Annotated in this window: 15 protein-coding genes; 7 read left to right on the top strand and 8 right to left on the bottom strand. The window is 55.5% G+C overall.

The window, feature by feature from the left end:
* Nucleotides 1–55 precede the first annotated feature (55 nt).
* The 3 genes from NWV12_RS05260 to NWV12_RS05250 all read left to right on the top strand — a co-directional run bounded on the left by NWV12_RS05260 (nucleotide 56) and on the right by NWV12_RS05250 (nucleotide 2898).
* Nucleotides 56–1714 carry a ShlB/FhaC/HecB family hemolysin secretion/activation protein gene (locus NWV12_RS05260; RefSeq protein ID WP_048978901.1) on the top strand — a complete coding sequence of 553 codons (1659 nt, stop codon included), beginning with the start codon at nucleotides 56–58 and terminating at the stop codon, nucleotides 1712–1714.
* A gap of 195 nt (nucleotides 1715–1909) precedes the next feature.
* The gene (locus NWV12_RS05255; protein WP_048978902.1) at nucleotides 1910–2398 is read left to right on the top strand and encodes a pilin glycosylation ligase domain-containing protein; all 489 of its coding nucleotides are present in this window, start codon (nucleotides 1910–1912) and stop codon (nucleotides 2396–2398) included.
* A 68-nt stretch (nucleotides 2399–2466) separates the two neighbouring features.
* The gene (locus tag NWV12_RS05250) at nucleotides 2467–2898 is read left to right on the top strand and encodes a hypothetical protein (RefSeq protein ID WP_143345986.1); all 432 of its coding nucleotides are present in this window, start codon (nucleotides 2467–2469) and stop codon (nucleotides 2896–2898) included.
* Nucleotides 2899–3412: 514 nt separating this feature from the next.
* On the opposite strand, the gene NWV12_RS05245 is transcribed toward NWV12_RS05250, so the two are convergent.
* On the bottom strand, nucleotides 3413–3706 hold the full coding sequence (locus tag NWV12_RS05245; RefSeq protein WP_162531705.1) for a hypothetical protein: 294 nt from the start codon (nucleotides 3704–3706) through the stop codon (nucleotides 3413–3415).
* Between the two features lie 253 nt (nucleotides 3707–3959).
* On the opposite strand from NWV12_RS05245, the gene NWV12_RS05240 reads away from it, so the two are divergent.
* A complete protein-coding gene (locus NWV12_RS05240) occupies nucleotides 3960–4238 on the top strand; it encodes a hypothetical protein (RefSeq protein ID WP_048978903.1) in 279 nt (92 codons plus the stop codon).
* A gap of 110 nt (nucleotides 4239–4348) precedes the next feature.
* Entirely contained in the window at nucleotides 4349–4885 is a 537-nt protein-coding gene (locus NWV12_RS05235) for a helix-turn-helix domain-containing protein (protein WP_176690013.1), read from the top strand.
* 47 nt (nucleotides 4886–4932) lie between these two features.
* Here NWV12_RS05235 and NWV12_RS05230 read toward each other — a convergent pair whose 3' ends face one another.
* The gene (locus NWV12_RS05230) at nucleotides 4933–5805 is read right to left on the bottom strand and encodes a helix-turn-helix transcriptional regulator (protein ID WP_048978904.1); all 873 of its coding nucleotides are present in this window, start codon (nucleotides 5803–5805) and stop codon (nucleotides 4933–4935) included.
* A 107-nt stretch (nucleotides 5806–5912) separates the two neighbouring features.
* Here NWV12_RS05230 and NWV12_RS05225 point away from each other — a divergent pair, with 107 nt between their 5' ends.
* Both NWV12_RS05225 and NWV12_RS05220 read left to right on the top strand, forming a co-directional pair.
* Nucleotides 5913–7349, top strand: a complete 1437-nt coding sequence (locus NWV12_RS05225) for an MFS transporter (protein WP_048978905.1) — start codon at nucleotides 5913–5915, stop codon at nucleotides 7347–7349.
* 65 nt (nucleotides 7350–7414) lie between these two features.
* A complete protein-coding gene (locus NWV12_RS05220) occupies nucleotides 7415–8659 on the top strand; it encodes a mechanosensitive ion channel family protein (protein WP_048978906.1) in 1245 nt (414 codons plus the stop codon).
* A 109-nt stretch (nucleotides 8660–8768) separates the two neighbouring features.
* On the opposite strand, the gene pheP is transcribed toward NWV12_RS05220, so the two are convergent.
* The 6 genes from pheP to NWV12_RS05190 form a co-directional block, all read right to left on the bottom strand.
* Nucleotides 8769–10157 carry a phenylalanine transporter gene (pheP, locus tag NWV12_RS05215; RefSeq protein WP_029741065.1) on the bottom strand — a complete coding sequence of 463 codons (1389 nt, stop codon included), beginning with the start codon at nucleotides 10155–10157 and terminating at the stop codon, nucleotides 8769–8771.
* A gap of 103 nt (nucleotides 10158–10260) precedes the next feature.
* Nucleotides 10261–12444 (bottom strand): TonB-dependent siderophore receptor, encoded by a 2184-nt coding sequence (locus tag NWV12_RS05210; RefSeq protein ID WP_048978907.1) that lies wholly within the window; start codon nucleotides 12442–12444, stop codon nucleotides 10261–10263.
* A gap of 185 nt (nucleotides 12445–12629) precedes the next feature.
* Nucleotides 12630–12905, bottom strand: a complete 276-nt coding sequence (gene yahO, locus NWV12_RS05205) for a DUF1471 family periplasmic protein YahO (RefSeq protein WP_033144835.1) — start codon at nucleotides 12903–12905, stop codon at nucleotides 12630–12632.
* Between the two features lie 149 nt (nucleotides 12906–13054).
* Entirely contained in the window at nucleotides 13055–14086 is a 1032-nt protein-coding gene (locus tag NWV12_RS05200) for an ABC transporter ATP-binding protein (protein ID WP_048978908.1), read from the bottom strand.
* A 1-nt stretch (nucleotide 14087) separates the two neighbouring features.
* A complete protein-coding gene (locus NWV12_RS05195; protein WP_048978909.1) occupies nucleotides 14088–15662 on the bottom strand; it encodes an iron ABC transporter permease in 1575 nt (524 codons plus the stop codon).
* 24 nt (nucleotides 15663–15686) lie between these two features.
* Nucleotides 15687–16703: an iron ABC transporter substrate-binding protein gene (locus tag NWV12_RS05190; RefSeq protein WP_048978910.1), complete on the bottom strand. Its 1017-nt coding sequence runs from the start codon at nucleotides 16701–16703 to the stop codon at nucleotides 15687–15689.
* Nucleotides 16704–17030 lie beyond the last annotated feature (327 nt).

The raw sequence follows: 17030 nt of genomic DNA, 5'->3' as shown, positions 1-17030 counted from the left end.
GCTATCTATTTTTTCGTTATATTCAGGATCCTTCGCGGTCCATAAAGTTATTTACATGACTAATTATCGATCTGGCCTCGTTCTGCTATCACTGCTCGCGTCACTTCCCGACACTGTACATGCTGAACCGGCCACCACTCAGCAGCAGGATCAGGCGAGGCACGAACAGCTTGCACCGCCTGGGAAGTCAGTCCTTTCATCAGAAGGCATGCTCGCAACTGATGCGCTTGCACTGCCACATGAGACAGTGTGCTACGACATTCAGCATCTGAACATCGACAATACGCAGTCGCTTCCTCACTGGCTCACTTTTCGCGATATCATTCGTCAGGCTGAGAATAACTGTATCGGCGTGAAGGGAATTAAAGCCATACATACGGCCGTGCAGAATCGATTAATATCCCACGGATTTATTACTACCCGCGTATTAATACCGGAGCAAAATTTGCACAAGGGAACGTTAACCCTGCGAATTCTGCCTGGACGCGTCAGTGATGTCATTATTCAGGATGAAAGCGGCCTCCCCGTTCATCGCTGGAATAACGTCCCACAAGGGCCGGACGATCTCCTCGATTTACGCGGTCTGGAACAGGGGCTGGAAAACCTGCAGCGTATTCCCGGTTCGCAGGCCAGTATTCGTCTGGTGCCGGGGGAAAATCCTGGCGATACCCGCGTTGAGATCAAGCGCGACCAGCGTAAAGCCTGGCGACTGGGCAGCTGGTTTGATGATTCCGGTAGTAAATACACCGGACGGTACCAGGGGGGCCTGGCGCTGTATCTGGATAACCCCACCTCGCTCAACGATATGTTTTATGCCGCGTATGGCGGTGGTTTCAAGAATGAAAACGGCAAGCGTAACGATAATACCTCGGCGTTTTACTCCGTTCCCTGGGGATACTGGGCGCTGGAACTTTATGCCAGCCAGTACAGAACGACGCAGACTCTCCATAGCGGTGATTTTAACTACCGGTACAGTAGCGATGAAAAGTTAATGACCGCCGCGCTTAACCGCGTGGTTTACCGCAGCGCGAGCCAGAAAACCACGCTGGGCTTTAAAGGGATCAAGCGGGATTCCCGCTACGATCTTAACGACGTGGAAGTGGAGGTTCAGCACCGGGACACCAGCAGCTGGCAGCTCAGCCTGGAACATTTAGCCTATCTTCCCTTCGGTCAGCTTACGGCAAGCCTCGGTTATCAACATGCCGCACCGTGGTTTGGTGAAGAACCCGATGCTGAAGAGATAGTGGGCAGTGCCGACGCGCAGGCGCGCATCATTACGCTGAGTGCAGACGGTACTTTCCCATTCAAACTGGGCAAGTTTTCCCTCAGCTATGAACCGCATTTCAAGCAACAGACCACTCCGGACAGGCTGACCCAGCCCGATAAGTTCACCATCGGCAACCGCTGGACGGTGCGCGGCTTTGACGGAGAGTCCTCATTGTATGCCGACAAAGGCTGGTATCTGCGCAACGATATCAACCTGAATCTGCCGGTATGGGGAATGCAGCCGTACATTGGCGCAGACTATGGCGAAGTCAGCGGCTCAGAAAATGATTACTGGAGCGGGGCGCACATTGCCGGTGCGGTCGCAGGCGTGCGCGGGATAAAAGGCCATCTGGGGTATGACCTTTTTGCGGGTGTGCCTTTGGCAAAACCGGATGAGATGCATACCAGTCCCGTCACGCTTGGGTTTTCGGTGCAATGGCAGTACTGACACTGAAAGCCTCAGATTGGACGCAGGAGCGTTAGCCCCTGTCGGAGGGGGTAAATACAATCATGATTTACCCTCTTCAGGCGCAAATGAACATGCAGATGTCTTCTTTGATCACTCCAGCAAACACGCTGCCGCAGACCCGCACGATACGCATGCTAAATACTGTCTATTATTAGTCTTTACTGGCTGGTACTGATGCATCTTCCCTGGCCAAACAGCGGCGATTACGGCTTGAACCTGCTGAGTTTGGGAATTATCGCGCTCCTGGGCCCCATCGTGTGGCTGTGCCTGAGGGCAAAAACGGTGAGTATCACCCCCACTTGTTTACTATTATTTGCAAGCGCAGTGCTGTTTACTCTTCCGGCATTTTGGAGGGAGTTTTCGCTTATCTTACGCTCCTGCAGCAACCCATCAGGGAAAAGGAAACGGTTGCCCTTTTTTTATCTACTTGCCGCCGCAGCTGTTATTGAGTGCGCACTCTCTTTGGCCGGGTTTTACTGTCCGCAATATCTACCCAATTCACTGGCCGAAAAATACTCCGGCTACGCGCCCGGCATCTTTCAACAGGTAAACGTGACCGCCTCGTTTCTTGCGACCGGGCTTGCCGCCCTGCTCGGCACGGTGATACTTCAGCCGTCGGTTGTGGCATCGCTCCAGCATAAAGGCTCTAACCAACAGCGCTGACTGACCCTGGCGTACACGCTGCGCATGATCGGCGTTCACCCCTGGCAGGGCTGGGGCTGGGTGGTACTGTGCCGCCGACGCAAAAACCTCTGGCAGTGGGCGGCGTTGCTAACCACGCTGCCGATCCTGCTGCTTACGCAGGTGGAGTTTCCGCTTTACTATTCTGTGCGCATTTCTTCGCCGTGCTGCTGTTGCTGGCCGCCTCAGAAGGGAATGCTCCTGTCGTCACCCTGCGCCTTGCTCTGTTCCGCTTGCCGTTGGTGGCGATTGCTTTATACGGCATCATGCTCTCATTCCAGCTCTTTTGCGCCAGCATCACGCTGGGCAATTTTGAAACTGCCCGGCTTGCGGATCGGCAGAGCATTACTCGTCTGCATGTTCCCTGGCTGATGCAGATGCGCTATCAGCGCGATATTACACTGTTGCATCTGGCGAATTTCAATGAACACGGGGATTTGGGAAGCTGGAAATATTCATGCGTAGTAACGCCCAGTGGATAAAGCTGCATATGGAAGAAGATGCGTATAACGTTCAGATCAATATTCTTTATTTTTTAAAACGGCATACAGAAGCGGAAAAATTAAAAATGGAGGCCCATCGGTTAATGCCGTGGAACGACAGATTTAAACCGTGAGAGAAAGCCCATGAATATTAAGCTATAATTTAAATAAAAATTTTAGTATTTCTAAACGGACTCTACCCCGCCAGCTGGATCTGTAGTATTCATCTGTATTTAGGTCGTAGTGGAAAACGGACAGAGGTGATAACGGCGCAGCTTAAGCCAGAGACGTTCGTGGTAAAAGAAGTGATATTAGCTCTGGCGGTGCGAGAGACGAGGGAATTGAAAAGAAGCGCGGGTGAAGAATGCGAGGCCGGGCATCCTGCCCGGTTTATCTCAAATGAATTTACTGATAGGTTAGGTTCAGCGTTGCAATCCCGTTAGCGGTGCCAGGTTTTACTTGGCTCTTCGTTTAATAATAATGGGCGGTTATTGGGAGGATTTACTGTCCTCCATTAGATCGCATAAGGTTTATGCAGTTTATTTAATTCCAGAGGCTGACCATCATACACTATTTCAATATCCACACCATCCGCCACTCCGGGCTGACCTTGATTACTTAAAGACAACACTGAATCTTTAGATGAGTCAGGATTTTTAACCCCAGTCAACACAATATTAATATTTGAATTTGCATCACAGTTAAGTACCCTATTTTGAATGGCACTCTTGTACGGTGAAAAACCTGTTTGTGATGAAAATTTATCAATATCAATATTTTGCAAATCAAACAACAACTTATCATTCATCAACGTACATTTATTTTATGTCCTGGCAAGCGATCCGGTAACGCTGAACATTACAGGTAATGTGATTGCCTCTCCATGTGAAGTGAGCGCTGCCAGCGCAAATATGACAATTGGCCTGGGGGGCGGTAAAGACCTGCAAACTGCGGATCTGAATGCTGCAGGCAGCAGTTCGCCTTGGGTGCCAATTACCGTCTCACTGGGAAATTGCCCGGCAGGAACATCCGCATGACAGCTACTTTCCACGGCACCGCTGATGCTGTTGTTGCATACCCCTGGTACGGCAACCAACGTAGCTGTTCAACTGGAAGGGAAGTCCGAAGAGCCGTACGGTAACGGTAAGACGTCAACCATTAATATTGCTGATGCCACCGACGGCAAACCAACCTGGGATCTACAGACGCGAGCATTCAGCAAATCAGGTGGTGTGACTCCGGTAACAATCAGCTCAGTGATTACGATGTCCTTTGCCTACAACTCATCCTGTTTTGTTTCACCCGTTTACAGCCAGAACATGATATTGTTTTACTTCTGATATACTTTTGATACCTCTCATTGGGATCGTTAGACATCATGAAACCAATACATGACATAAATAAAATTATTTCCGTTGTCTCAGAACCGTCTCTTATCCGCACGGCGAAAATGCGCCAGATTATCTCATTGGCTTCCTTTCCGGAGCCTATGGTTATCGTGATTCATGAAGGTCTTGTAGCGGCATACAGAAACTCCGATCAGTTGTTATTAAGCTATTTTCAGGGGCCATTGATTGTTGGCATCAATGAATTTAGCGAGTTAAATAATTTTTTCCTTTACAAAGCGTATAGCGAAGTGCGGTATGAAATACAGCCGCGAAAAGAAGTGCTCGAAAAAATCGATAATGCTTCCATCTGGCGTGAAACTGCTTATCTCTATATGTATGCCCTGAAGCGTTTTTCTGAGGTGTACCAAAACTCTGCGGGTCTGTCGACGTACGAACTGATTCGCATCAACCTTAACGCGCTCATGGAAGAGGAGGAAGAGCTCCGTCTTTCAATTAACGTCAGTGATTATATTCAGGATAAAACAAGGCTCTCGCGCAGTCGGGTAATGAAAATTCTTAGCGATCTGCGCGAAGGCGATTTTATTGAGGTCAAAAGAGGCATTTTATTGAAGGTGAACAAACTGCCGGCAAATTACTGATCGGCGATCGTTACCCGGCGGCGCTTCGCTCGCCGGGACGACAAATCTCACACAGCCCCGCGCTCCGCCAGCCATTCCATCGCCCGCTCCCCCGCCTCATCCACCGGTAAATACACCAGCAGCCGCGACCCGTTTCGCGGCGCTGAGTACCAGTACATCTGCTGCAGCGTAAAATCCCCCAGCTCGGGATGGGTGAACAGCTTGAGCTGGTTCTCCACGCCGCGCACGTCGTTGCGCTGGTGCCACAGGGTTTTAAACTCTTCCGACACCGCAAAGAAGCGCGCCAGTTTGGCCTCCCACAGCGGATCGCCCCGGTGCTCGGCCATCGCTGCCCGGAAATAGGAGACAAATATCGGCAGCACATCGTCACGTCTGCCGAGACGCGCGCGCCACGCCGGATGGGTGAGGAACAGGTAAATACAGTTGCGGTCTTCCGGCGGGATTTCATTGAAATCGACGCCCATCAGGTGCCCGAAGCTGTCGTTCCACGCCACGATGTCGAAATTCGGTTTCTGAATGCTGGCGGGTTTAGGCATCAGCGTATCCAGCAGGCGGCGCGTGCCCTCGCTGATACCCTCGCAGCAAACCGCCTGCGGCGCTTCACCCGGCGGCAGCCCGGCTAACACAAACAGGTGTCGGGCCTCGGTCGGGGTGCATTGCAGCGCTCTTGCCACAGCAGCCATCACCGCGCTGGACGGATTGACGTCCCTGCCCTGCTCAAGCCAGGTGTACCAGGTCACTCCCACGTCCGCGAGCATCGCCACCTCTTCCCGGCGCAGGCCCGGCGTGCGGCGACGACCGCTGCGCGGCAGGCCAAGACGCTGCGGATCGAGGCTTTCGCGTCGCGCGCGTAAAAATGCCCCCAGCTGTTTTCGGGTGTCATCCTGAAGTGAGACGACGGGTTCAGACATCAAGGCCATAAATCCCCCTGCATGGTAGTGCCAGTACCAGTATAAGCAAGAACTGGTACCCGTTTATCAGATGGTTGATGCTACGACCATCTGTTGAATGACGCAATGGAGTTACCATGAATACGTCAGTTGTTTCACCCGGCCGCGCTGGCCTGATATTGCTGCTAACCGGCCAGATGCTGCCGATGATTGATACCTCAATCACCAACGTCGCGCTGGACGCCATCACCCATTCGCTGAACGCCACCGCCACAGAGCTGGAACTCATCGTCGCCCTCTACGGCGTGGCCTTCGCCGTCTGCCTCGCGCTCGGCAGCAAGCTGGGGGATAACTTTGGCCGTCGGCGTCTGTTCATGTGGGGCGTCGCGAGCTTTGGCCTGGCCTCGCTGCTGTGCGGGATGGCGGGGAACATTGAACAGCTGCTGGCCGCGCGCATCGTTCAGGGGGCGGGAGCCGCGCTGATCGTGCCGCAAATTCTTGCTACCCTGCACGTGACGCTGAAAGGTACGGCGCACGCTAAGGCCATCAGCCTGTTTGGCGGCATCGGTGGGATTGCGTTTATCGTCGGCCAGATGGGCGGCGGCTGGCTGGTGTCGGCGGATATCGCCGGGCTGGGCTGGCGTAACGCCTTCTTCATCAACGTGCCGATTTGTCTGGTGGTGCTGGGGCTGAGCCGCCATTTCGTACCCGAAACCCGTCGCGAGACGCCGTCACGCATCGACTGGACCGGAACCGTGCTGCTGGCGATCATTCTTTGCTGCCTGCTGTTCCCGATGGCGCTCGGCCCACAGTGGCACTGGTCGTGGCCGCTGAAGGTTATGCTTCTCGCCATTATTCCTTTGGGCTGGCTGACGGCGCTGAATGCGCGCAAAAAAGAGCGAGAGAATGCCCACCCGCTGATCCCGCCGCGCCTGCTGCAGCTTCGCAGCGTTCGCTTTGGCATTCTGATTGCGATGCTCTTTTTCAGCGTCTGGTCCGGGTTTATGTTCTGTATGGCGCTGACCATGCAAACCGGTCTGGGGATGGCACCGTGGCAGTCCGGAAACAGTTTTATCGCGCTGGGCGTAACTTACTTTATTTCGGCGTGGTTCGCGCCGCGGCTGATTGCTCGCTACAGCACCAGTACCATTCTGCTGACGGGTCTGGCGATCCAGATTGCCGGCCTGCTGGCGCTGATCGCTACGTTCCGCGTCTGGGGAATGGAGAATACCGCCCTGACGCTGGCGCCCGCGACCGGGCTGGTCGGCTACGGGCAGGCGCTGATCGTGAACAGCTTCTACCGCATCGGGATGCGCGATATTCAGCCTGACGACGCGGGGGCCGCGAGCGCTATTCTCAGCACGCTACAGCAGGCCGCGCTGGGGCTTGGCCCGGCCATTTTTGGCGCGATTTTGCTGCACGCGCTGCATAACCATCACGGGGATTACACCCAGTCGGTGAACATCTTCCTGATGGTGGAAACGGTCATGATGGTGGTGCTTGCCCTGGCGACGCTGCGCATCCGCCATCGCCTGTGCCTGCCGGTGGTGAAGGTCTGCCAGGCCACCAAATAAGCCCGTGAATTTGCATAATAGATCCGCAGCCGCCATTATGGGGCTGCATCAATACAGGAGACGTTATGCAGGAATTAATTGCTCAGGTTGAAGAGTTAGGCATTGAAATTAATCACACCACCTCTTTAGTGATTATCTTTGGTATTATTTTTCTTACCGCCATCATCGTTCATTTTATTCTGCACAAAGTGGTGCTTCGCGCGTTCGAAAAACGCGCGCAGGCCAGCAGCCATTTATGGCTGCAGATCATTACCCAGAATAAATTATTTCACCGTCTGGCCTTCACCCTTCAGGGGATAATCGTCAACGTTCAGGCGGTACTGTGGCTGCAAAAAGGCAGCGAAGCGGCGGAAATTCTCACTACCTGCGCAAAGCTGTGGGTCATGGTGTATGCCCTGCTCTCCTTCTTCTCGCTGCTGGACGTGATTTTTAATCTGTCGCAGAAAATGGCCACCGCATCACAGCTGCCGCTGAAGGGGATCTTCCAGGGCATCAAGCTGGTGAGCGCCATCCTGGTGGGGATATTGATTATCTCCCTGCTGATCGGCCAGTCCCCGGCGATTCTGATAAGCGGTCTCGGCGCCATGGCCGCCGTGCTGATGCTGGTGTTTAAAGACCCGATACTGGGACTGGTGGCAGGGATTCAGCTTTCCGCCAACGACATGCTCAAGCTCGGCGACTGGCTGGAGATGCCAAAATACGGTGCCAACGGCACGGTAACGGACATCGGTCTGACCACCGTTAAAGTGCGCAATTTTGATAACACCATCACCACCATTCCGACGTGGGCCCTGGTGTCCGACGCCTTTATCAACTGGAGCGGCATGTCCGCCTCCGGCGGGCGACGCATTAAGCGCAGCCTGAATATTGATACCACCAGCATTCATTTTCTCGACGAGCAGGAGCAGCAGAAACTCATTCAGGCGAAGCTGCTGAAGCCCTATCTGGCCGCGCGACATGAGGAAATTAGCCTGTGGAATCAGAAGAACGGTGAAGGGGAATCGGTATTAAATCTGCGTAAGATGACCAATATTGGTACCTTCCGCGCCTACCTGAATGAATATCTGCGCAACCATCCGCGTATTCGCAAAGATATGACGCTGATGGTGCGCCAGCTAGCGCCTGACGCGAATGGTTTGCCGATTGAAATATATGCCTTCACCAACACGGTGGTCTGGGCAGAATATGAGGAGATTCAGGCCGACATCTTCGACCATATATTCGCGGTGGTGGATGAATTTGGGCTGCGTATTCATCAGTCCCCGACCGGGAACGATATTCGATCCCTGGCGGGCGTTATCGCCAGATAATCCGTTTGTAGGCCCGGTAAGCGAAGCGCCACCGGGCGTGAAGGCAGGTGCGGTTTGGTGTGGTGCCCTCACCCCGGCCCTCTCCCACGGGGAGAGGGAGAAAAGCGGATCACTTTTTGCGGGAAAGCTTAAACGCCACAAACAGGAAGATAACCCACACCGGCAGCAGCATCGCCGAAAGACGCATCTCATCCATAGTGCACATCAGCACCAGAATCAGCCCGAGGAAAGCGATACAGATGTAGTTCCCCGCCGGGTAAAGCAGCGCTTTGAACTGCGTCTCGCGTCCCTTGCGGCGCATCGCGGCGCGAAAGCGCAGGTGCGCCAGGCAGATCATGATCCAGTTCAGCAGCAGCGTAGCGACAACCAGCGCCATCAGCAGGCCAAAAGCCTCTTTCGGCAGCAGATAGTTAATCAACACCACCAGCGAGGTGATAGCGCCGGAAAGGAACAAGGAATTCACCGGCACGCCGCGACGGCTGACGCGGGTGAGGAACTTCGGCGCGTTGCCCTGCACGGAGAGGCCGAACAGCATGCGGCTGTTGGAGTAAACGCCGCTGTTATAGACCGACAGAGACGCCACCAGAATGACGAAGTTCAGCGCCGATGCCACCAGGTTGCTGTTCATATCGTGGAAAATCATCACGAACGGACTGCTGTCGGACTTCACTTCCACCCACGGATAGAGCGCCAGCAGCACCACCAGCGAGCCGATGTAGAACAGCAGAATACGGTACACCACCTGGTTGACCGCTTTGGGAATGCTTTTATGCGGGTCGCGCGCTTCCGCGGCGGTAATGCCGATCAGCTCTAGTCCACCGAAGGAGAACATGATCACTGCCAGGGAGAGGATCAGCCCTTTCCAGCCGGTGGCGAGGAAGCCGCCGTGCTGCCAAAGGTTGTCGATCGTGGCGCGCTCGCCGCCGTGGCCGGAGAACAGCAGCCACAGGCCAAAGCCGATCATCCCGATAATCGCCAGCACCTTGATCAGCGCAAACCAGAACTCGGTTTCACCGTACAGGCGCACGTTCACAAGGTTAACGGCGTTAATAATGATGAAGAAGGCCGCCGCCCAGATCCACGTCGGGACGTCCGGCAGCCAGTACTGCATATAAATGCCTGCGGCGGTCAGCTCCGCCATCCCCACCAGCACGAACATCACCCAGTAGTTCCAGCCGGACAAGAAGCCTGCAAACGGGCCCCAGTATTTATAAGCAAAGTGCGCGAAGGAGCCTGAAACCGGCTCTTCAACGACCATTTCGCCAAGCTGGCGCATGATCAGGAAGGCGATAATCCCGGCGATACCGTAACCCAGCAGCACCGCCGGGCCAGCCATCTGAATAGCGGGGCCGATGCCGAGAAACAGCCCGGTACCGATCGCGCCGCCAAGGGCAATGAGCTGAATATGTCGATTTTGCAAACCACGTTGCAGCGTCGGATTCTGATCCGACGAGGCTTCAGCGCTACCATGGCCTGAAGCGGATGACGCGTCTTTCACGTCCTACCCCTGTCTCTTTTTTAGAAGGGGCACGTTTTAACACTTCATGCTGGAGGTAGCAAGGGATTGGGGCATCCCTGCCCCGGATAACGAGGTGGAACGCTTAAAACGCGTAGCCAACCGAGACCTTAAAGGTGCGCGGTTCGCCCTGCGTAATATAGGTACCGGAATCGTCCACGCTGGCCCAGTAGTTTTCATTGGTCACGTTGTCGATGCCCGCGCGAACCGTCATCTGGTTTTCATTGTGGTTCACCGCGAAGCGATAACGCATCCCCAGATCCAGCGTGGTGTAGCTGTCCAGCTTTTTGGTGTTTGCCAGGTCAGCGTACTGCGCGCCGGAGTGGTTCACGCGGGCGGTGGCGGTCAGGCCGTCAACCGGCTTGATGTCGTACTCTGCGCCCACTACGGCGTAAAAGTTCGGAATACCGATCGCATCGTTACCCTGATTCACGCCATTTTTGGTTTTGGTCAGCTCGGCCTGCAGCCAGGTGGCGCTGGCGTTCAGGCGCATCCCCAGCATTGGCTCGCCGAAGACGTTCAGCTCCACGCCACGGTTACGCTGCTCGGCGTCCAGGCCGTAGTGGCCGCTGTCGTCAAGGATCGCCGACGGCATTTTGATTTCAAACAGCGCAAGCGACCCGCCCACGCGGCCGAAGTCTGCCTTCACGCCCACTTCGTTCTGCTTAGAGTGAACGATACCGGTGCTCTGACCATAGTTGGTGGCGGTGTTAGGTGCGGTTTTGCCCGGCTGCAGCGCTTCGGTGTGGTTTGCATAGAGGGAAATTACCTCCCACGGCTTGTAGACCACGCCGTAGGTGGGCATCCAGCGGCTGCCGTCGAAGCCGTCCGCCGCGTTTTCCGCACCGGTGACTTTGTTATACCCGCGAATGACGACTTTCTGATGGCGGGCACCTGCGGTGAACAGCAGCTTGTCGTCCAGCACGCCCAGCGTATCGCTCAGCAGCCAGCCCTGGGTACGGGTGCGCCCGCTGGTCAGCGGATCGCTGTACTTTCCGCCGGAGCCGCTGAAGTTGGTGCTGTCCGGCATGTCGACGCCGGTGTTGTGGTAGATGTTGGTGGTCGGGTTATCCTTCGCCGCCGACATTTTCCACGCGATTTTTTCATTTTTGGTCATCGCCGAATAGCCAACGTTGACCTTGTGCGAGACGAAGCCGGTATTGAAATTACCGCGAACGCCCGCCATGCCGCTGACGGAATCGCTGATGCGGTTGGTATCAAGACGGCTGACCGTTGCCTTGCCGCTTTTATCCACCAGCTTCGGCGCGCTGTAGATGCCTTCCTCGTGCGCGTGCTGCGCGCCAAGACCGGTATAGGCGGTCCAGCCGTCGGTGATGTCGTACTCGCTGCGCCACATCCCGAATTCGTTTTCGATGTTGCTATAGGCCCACTTCTGCGAGAAGTTGCGATCGTTTTTCGGCGGCTCGGGAACGAAATCCACCGCGGAAATATTGACGCTGGTCGGGCTGCCGTGGAAGGTTTTCTTCTGATAGCCCAGATCCAGCGAGGTGCGGAAGCGGTCGCCGGTGTAATCCAGGCCGGTAGAGAGCAGCGTGGTGCGGCGGCGGTCATTCGGTATGCCGGTTTCCCCTTCGCGATGAACCAGGTTCACCCGCGCGCCAAGCTGGTCGCTGTCACCGTAGCGACGGCCCGCATCCAGCGTGGTGCCAATCTGGGAATCCGAGGTGTAGTCCACGCCGACTTTCGCCTGCGGGAGTTCGCCCGCGTGTTTTGGCTCAAGGTTGATCATCCCGCCCACGCCGGAACTTGCCGCGCCGTTCATCAGCGAGTTGGCCCCTTTGAAGATCTCGATGCGGTCGACCATCTGGGTATCCACCACCTGGCGCGGCAGCACGCCGGACAGGCCGCCAAAGGTCATGTCGTCGCCGTCGAACTTCAGGCCACGGATGCGGTAGGTCTCCGCGCTGTTGCCGTACCCCTGAACGAACTGCACGCCCGCGTCGTTCGCGACGACATCGGCAATGGTTTTCGCCTGCTGATCTTCCACCAGCTTCGAGGTGTAGCTGATGATGTTGAACGGCACGTCCATGGCGTTTTGCTGGCCCAGCATACCCATGCGCCCGCCGTTCGCCACCTGTCCGTCAAGGAAGGCCGGTACCAATTGATCGCCGCCGGGTTTGAAATCGCTGGCTGGTGCAGCCTGGACAACGAGGGTGTCCTCTTTTTGATTGTCCGCCGCAAAGGCGGAATGTGTCGCCGCGCCAACGGCGAGCGCCAGCAGCGTCTTGTGTATTTTGGTGTTGTTCATCGTTAACTCATTTTAAAGTGCGCGCAAAAATGACCCGTTGTCGGGCCTTAGAATGTATTGAATGCAATGCAAATGAGAACTATACGCATTATCCATGCGTTAGCAAGTGTAACCGCGTTCATAAGGAGATTTGGCGAGAAAAGAGGGGGAACAGCCACCCCGTTTCGGGGATGGCTGGAATAACATTATTTTTTCTTGTAGATATTGGCCGTACCGTGAATTTTATTGTTGGTGTTCCCTGAAGTGAGCACCAGGACATCCGCGCCTTGCTTATCGGCTTTCTCAATCAGTTCTTTTTTCGCATCATCCACCGATACTTCATTCGAGGTGTTTACCGTACCGATTTTTTTATATTGAGATGCAACTTTCTTGAACTCGCTTTTAGTGAGTAGCTGGGCAGCAAAAGCATTGGTCGTAAACAGTAACGCCGTTCCCAACAAAATAGCAGTCGTCTTTTTCATAACCTTTTTCCTTGAGATTAATCAGCAACTACGAAAAACCTCACGCATTGTGGTGAGGTTTTATGAGCATGGTAGAGAATCTCAGGAATTGCCATGCGTTCGGGAAAAATCTTTTATAACAACCCGTTGCATGAAATTACTAACGAATATTAAGAATATTCGAATACCCGCGCGGTGCCAGCAATATCAATGCGTACAGCCGTGCCCGGGTTCCATCCTGGCTGGCTTACGGTCTTCAGAATTACGGGCTGCTGCTGCCCGGCTAATCCCAGGGTGAGCGTTGACAGCTGGCCGGTGAAGTCCACGTCGAGAATCGAGATCGGGCTTTCATGCGCTGCACATGCCGTCACGCGTAATTGTTCAGGGCGCATCATTACCCTGCCCTGCCCTGTTGCATGCGCGTTGTCCGTCGGCACTTCACCCAGCGCGCACACGGCATACCCGGCAGCGAGCTGAGCAGGGAGGATCACGGCATCGCCAAGAAACAGCGCCGTCTCTTCGTCAACCGGACGGGTGTAGACGTCATAAGGCGTACCGACCTGCGTGAAGCGTCCGGAGCGCATGACGGCGACCTGCGTAGCAAAGGACAACGCTTCGTTCTGGTCGTGGGTGACCAGAATCGAGGCCACGCCCGCTTCGGCCAGCAGATCGGCCGTTGCCTTACGCGTCATCGCGCGCAGGCCGGTATCCAGAGCCGAGAACGGTTCATCCAGCAGCATCAGTGAAGGTCGCTGGGCCAGCGCACGGGCAAGCGCCACGCGCTGCTGCTGTCCGCCGGAAATCTCGTGGGGCCAGTGCGTTGCGAGCTGCCTGTCCAGAGAAACCATCTCCATCAGCGCCTCAACGCGCTGGCGCTTCTCGTGGCGAGTGCCGTCCAGCCCCCAGGCGATGTTGTCTGCCACATTGAGGTGCGGGAACAGCGCCCCCTCCTGAGGCACAAAACCGATCCGGCGCAGGTGGGCGGGAACAAAACTATTTTCATCGAACAGCGTTCTCCCCTGCATGACAATGCGCCCGGTGTCAGGCGTTTCGAACCCGGCCAGAATACGCAGCAGCGTGGTTTTCCCCGACCCGGACGGCCCGACAATCGCCGTCCTGCTCCCCGGCGCCACGCTCAGGTTTAAGCTGTCGAGCACCTGCACATCAGAAAACGATTTAGAAATGGCGGTTAATTCAAGCATGTCATAGCCCTGCAATTTTTTTCGACTGCATATAGAGAATGGCGGTCAGCGGGAGTGAAATCAGGATCATCAGCATCGCGTAAGGCGCGGCGGCAACATAGTCAATTTCACTGGTCAGCGCCCAGAATCCGGTGGAGAGCGTGCGCGTGCCCAGCGGAGAGAGCAGCAGCGTGGCGGTCAACTCGTTGCTGACGCCGAGGAAAACCAGCGCGGCCCCCGCCGCCGCACCCGGCGCGGCCAGCCGCATCGTGACGCTCCAGAGCGCCTTCGCGGGCGTGCTGCCCAGGCTGCGCGCCACGTTCTCCAGTTCGACCGGCGCCTGCGCAATCCCCGCCCGCAGGTTGATGAGCGCACGGGGCATAAACATCAGCAGGTAGGCAAGGAACAGGGTAATTTCCGTCTGGTAAATGGGACGGGCGTAGTGAATGGTGACGGTGACCAGCGCCAGCGCCGTGACGATGCCCGGCAGCGAGCTGGTGATATAGATACACCCTTCCAGCGTCCGGAAGATGCGGTGCGGATAGCGGATACCGAGCCACGCGATGGGGATCACGCACGCCGTCGTCAGAAGCGCGCCGCCCACGCCGAGCATCAGCGTCTGGCGCAGGGAGTGCCAGAGATCGGCACTCATCCAGTTTTGCACGCCGCCGAGCCAAATCCAGCGACACAGGACAATTAACGGCACGCCCAGCGCCAGCACGATCAGCACGATGAAAAACAGCTGGCCCAGCGCGGCGGCCGCAGGCTTCAGCGGCCAGCGTTTCTGCTCGCGCGCGGCCCCGGCGCCAATGCGCGCGTAGCGTGCTTTTCCGCGCGTCACGCCTTCCAGCATTAATATAGCCAGACAGCACAAGGCCAGCACGCCCGCCAGCATGTTCGCCGCCGGGCCGCTGAAGGTAGACTGGAACTGGTCATAAATTGCCGTGGTGAAGGTATCAAAGCGGATCATCACGTACAGGCCATATTCCGCCAGCAGGTGCAGCGCCACCAGCAGCGCGCCGCCGCAGATAGCGAGCTTAAGCTGGGGAAGCACCACGCGGAAAAAGACCCGCCACGGCGGCGTACCCAGCGAAGCGGCGACATCTTCCAGCGTCGGGTCAAGGCGACGCAGCACCGCCGCAACCGGCATATAGATAAACGGATAGTAGGCAAGAACCGAGAGAAACACGCCCGCGGAGAGCCCGTGCATGGAAGGGACAGCGCTCACCCAGGCATAGCTTTGCACAAACGCGGGGATCGCCAGCGGGGCGACCGCCAGTGCGGACCAGATCCCTCGCCCGGCAAGCTGCGTGCGCTCCGTGAGCCAGGCGATTGCCACGCCCGTCACGATACACAGCGGAACCGCTAAAGCCGTCAGCCACAGCGTGTTGCTGAGCAGCTCAGCAACACGCGGGCGAAACACCAGCGCCTTAATGGTTTCCCAGCCGGTCTCAATGCCAATGGCAATGATAAAACCCAAAGGCAGAAGCGCCATTAATGAAAACAACACAGCTAACGCAACCATCGGCAGTGCAGGACGCCTGCGGGCAGGCTCCTGCACTCTGTTTTTTCCGATGTCGAGACTCAGACCAGACATAAGACGTTCACTTCACTCTCAGGATCACAGCAGGCCGGCTTGCGTCATCAGCTCGATAACTTTTTTACTGTTGAGCGTTGAAGGTTCAACTTTCGGCGCATCAAGATCTTTCAGCGGGACCAGTTTCGGGTTTGAGGCCGCGTTCACGCCCACGGCATATTCAAAGGCGTTGTTGGTCCGCAGGCTTTCCTGGCCTTCTTTACCGGTAATGTATTTGATGAAGGCCTGCGCCTGCGCTTTGTGTTTGCTGGACACCAGCACGCCGCCGCCAGAGAGGCTCACGAACGCGCCCGGATCCTGGTGTTTGAAGTAGTAAAGCTGGGTATTTTTGCTGTTTTCACCGGTTTTGGACTGATCGACAAAACGGTAGTAGTGATAAATCACGCCGCCATCAATCTGACCGGCATTGACCGCTTTCATCACGGTGCTATTGCCTTTATAGGCAACGAAATTGGCTTTCATCGCCTTGAGCCATTCCAGCGTGGCCTTTTCGCCTTTCAGCGCCAGCATCGCGCTCACGATGGCCTGGAAATCCGCGCCTGACGGTGATGCCGCCCAGCGGCCTTTCCACTCGGGTTTTGCCAGATCCATCAGCGATTCAGGCAGCTGCTTTTCGTTCAGCTTTTCCGGGTTATACACAAACACCGTGCTGCGGGCCGCGATGCCAATCCAGCGGCCGTGCGCCGGACGATATTCTGCCGGTACCTGCTTCAGGGTGTCTGCATCCAATGGCGCAAACAGGTTGGCATTATCCACCAGCACCATAGAAGGAGAGTTCTCCGTCAGGAACACGTCTGCCGGTGACGCGCTGCCTTCCTGAACCAGCTGGTTACCCAGCTCGCTGTCATCGCCATTACGCAGAGTGACTTTAATGCCGGTTTCTTTGGTAAAACCGTCAACCCACGACTTCACCAGGTTTTCGTGCTGCGCGTTATAAACAACGATACCTTCGTTGTTATCAGCGGCAACCGCTTGTGTGGAAAGGAAAAGGGATGAAGACAACAAGGCAAGCGAGAAGCAGGACAGCAGGCGAGAATTCATGAACATATCCTTTATAGACCAACGGGATTAACGACTCATAGCTTTGTGGGACAGGATTAAAGCATACAACAACGCTAATGATAATTAGTATCAATCGAGTTTAGTCGTAAAAGTGTAAAATTTCTTTTTAGCAGGTTTTAGAATGATAAAAATCCAAATTTTAATGAGAGATAATTTTTAAATTAAGAAAACCTTAAGCCTGCCTACAGTGAAATTCATTAGCCTTCTATTCATTATGACGCGAAGGTAAATCTGTTATTCATGCGCCCGGCAGATATAAAAGCCCCGATCTTGCGGGGCTTTTTATGCTTATCCGGAGGTCGCTAA

It is taken from the genome of Enterobacter sp. Crenshaw, assembly GCF_024734705.1.
Lineage (GTDB): Bacteria > Pseudomonadota > Gammaproteobacteria > Enterobacterales > Enterobacteriaceae > Enterobacter > Enterobacter asburiae_B.
The sequence above is the reverse complement of the archived record's forward strand: the minus strand, read 5'-3'. Positions and strand labels throughout refer to the sequence as shown.

Bases quoted from the DNA above. Each gene is read 5' to 3' on its own strand.
- yahO (WP_033144835.1), bottom strand. From the start codon at position 12,905: ATGAAAAAGACGACTGCTATTTTGTTGGGAACGGCGTTACTGTTTACG.
- NWV12_RS05230 (WP_048978904.1), bottom strand. From the start codon at position 5,805: ATGGCCTTGATGTCTGAACCCGTCGTCTCACTTCAGGATGACACCCGA.
- NWV12_RS05225 (WP_048978905.1), top strand. From the start codon at position 5,913: ATGAATACGTCAGTTGTTTCACCCGGCCGCGCTGGCCTGATATTGCTG.
- NWV12_RS05195 (WP_048978909.1), bottom strand. From the start codon at position 15,662: ATGTCTGGTCTGAGTCTCGACATCGGAAAAAACAGAGTGCAGGAGCCT.
- NWV12_RS05240 (WP_048978903.1), top strand. From the start codon at position 3,960: ATGCTGTTGTTGCATACCCCTGGTACGGCAACCAACGTAGCTGTTCAA.
- NWV12_RS05235 (WP_176690013.1), top strand. From the start codon at position 4,349: ATGCGCCAGATTATCTCATTGGCTTCCTTTCCGGAGCCTATGGTTATC.
- NWV12_RS05200 (WP_048978908.1), bottom strand. From the start codon at position 14,086: ATGCTTGAATTAACCGCCATTTCTAAATCGTTTTCTGATGTGCAGGTG.
- NWV12_RS05190 (WP_048978910.1), bottom strand. From the start codon at position 16,703: ATGAATTCTCGCCTGCTGTCCTGCTTCTCGCTTGCCTTGTTGTCTTCA.
- NWV12_RS05210 (WP_048978907.1), bottom strand. From the start codon at position 12,444: ATGAACAACACCAAAATACACAAGACGCTGCTGGCGCTCGCCGTTGGC.
- NWV12_RS05255 (WP_048978902.1), top strand. From the start codon at position 1,910: ATGCATCTTCCCTGGCCAAACAGCGGCGATTACGGCTTGAACCTGCTG.
- NWV12_RS05245 (WP_162531705.1), bottom strand. From the start codon at position 3,706: ATGAATGATAAGTTGTTGTTTGATTTGCAAAATATTGATATTGATAAA.
- NWV12_RS05220 (WP_048978906.1), top strand. From the start codon at position 7,415: ATGCAGGAATTAATTGCTCAGGTTGAAGAGTTAGGCATTGAAATTAAT.
- NWV12_RS05260 (WP_048978901.1), top strand. From the start codon at position 56: ATGACTAATTATCGATCTGGCCTCGTTCTGCTATCACTGCTCGCGTCA.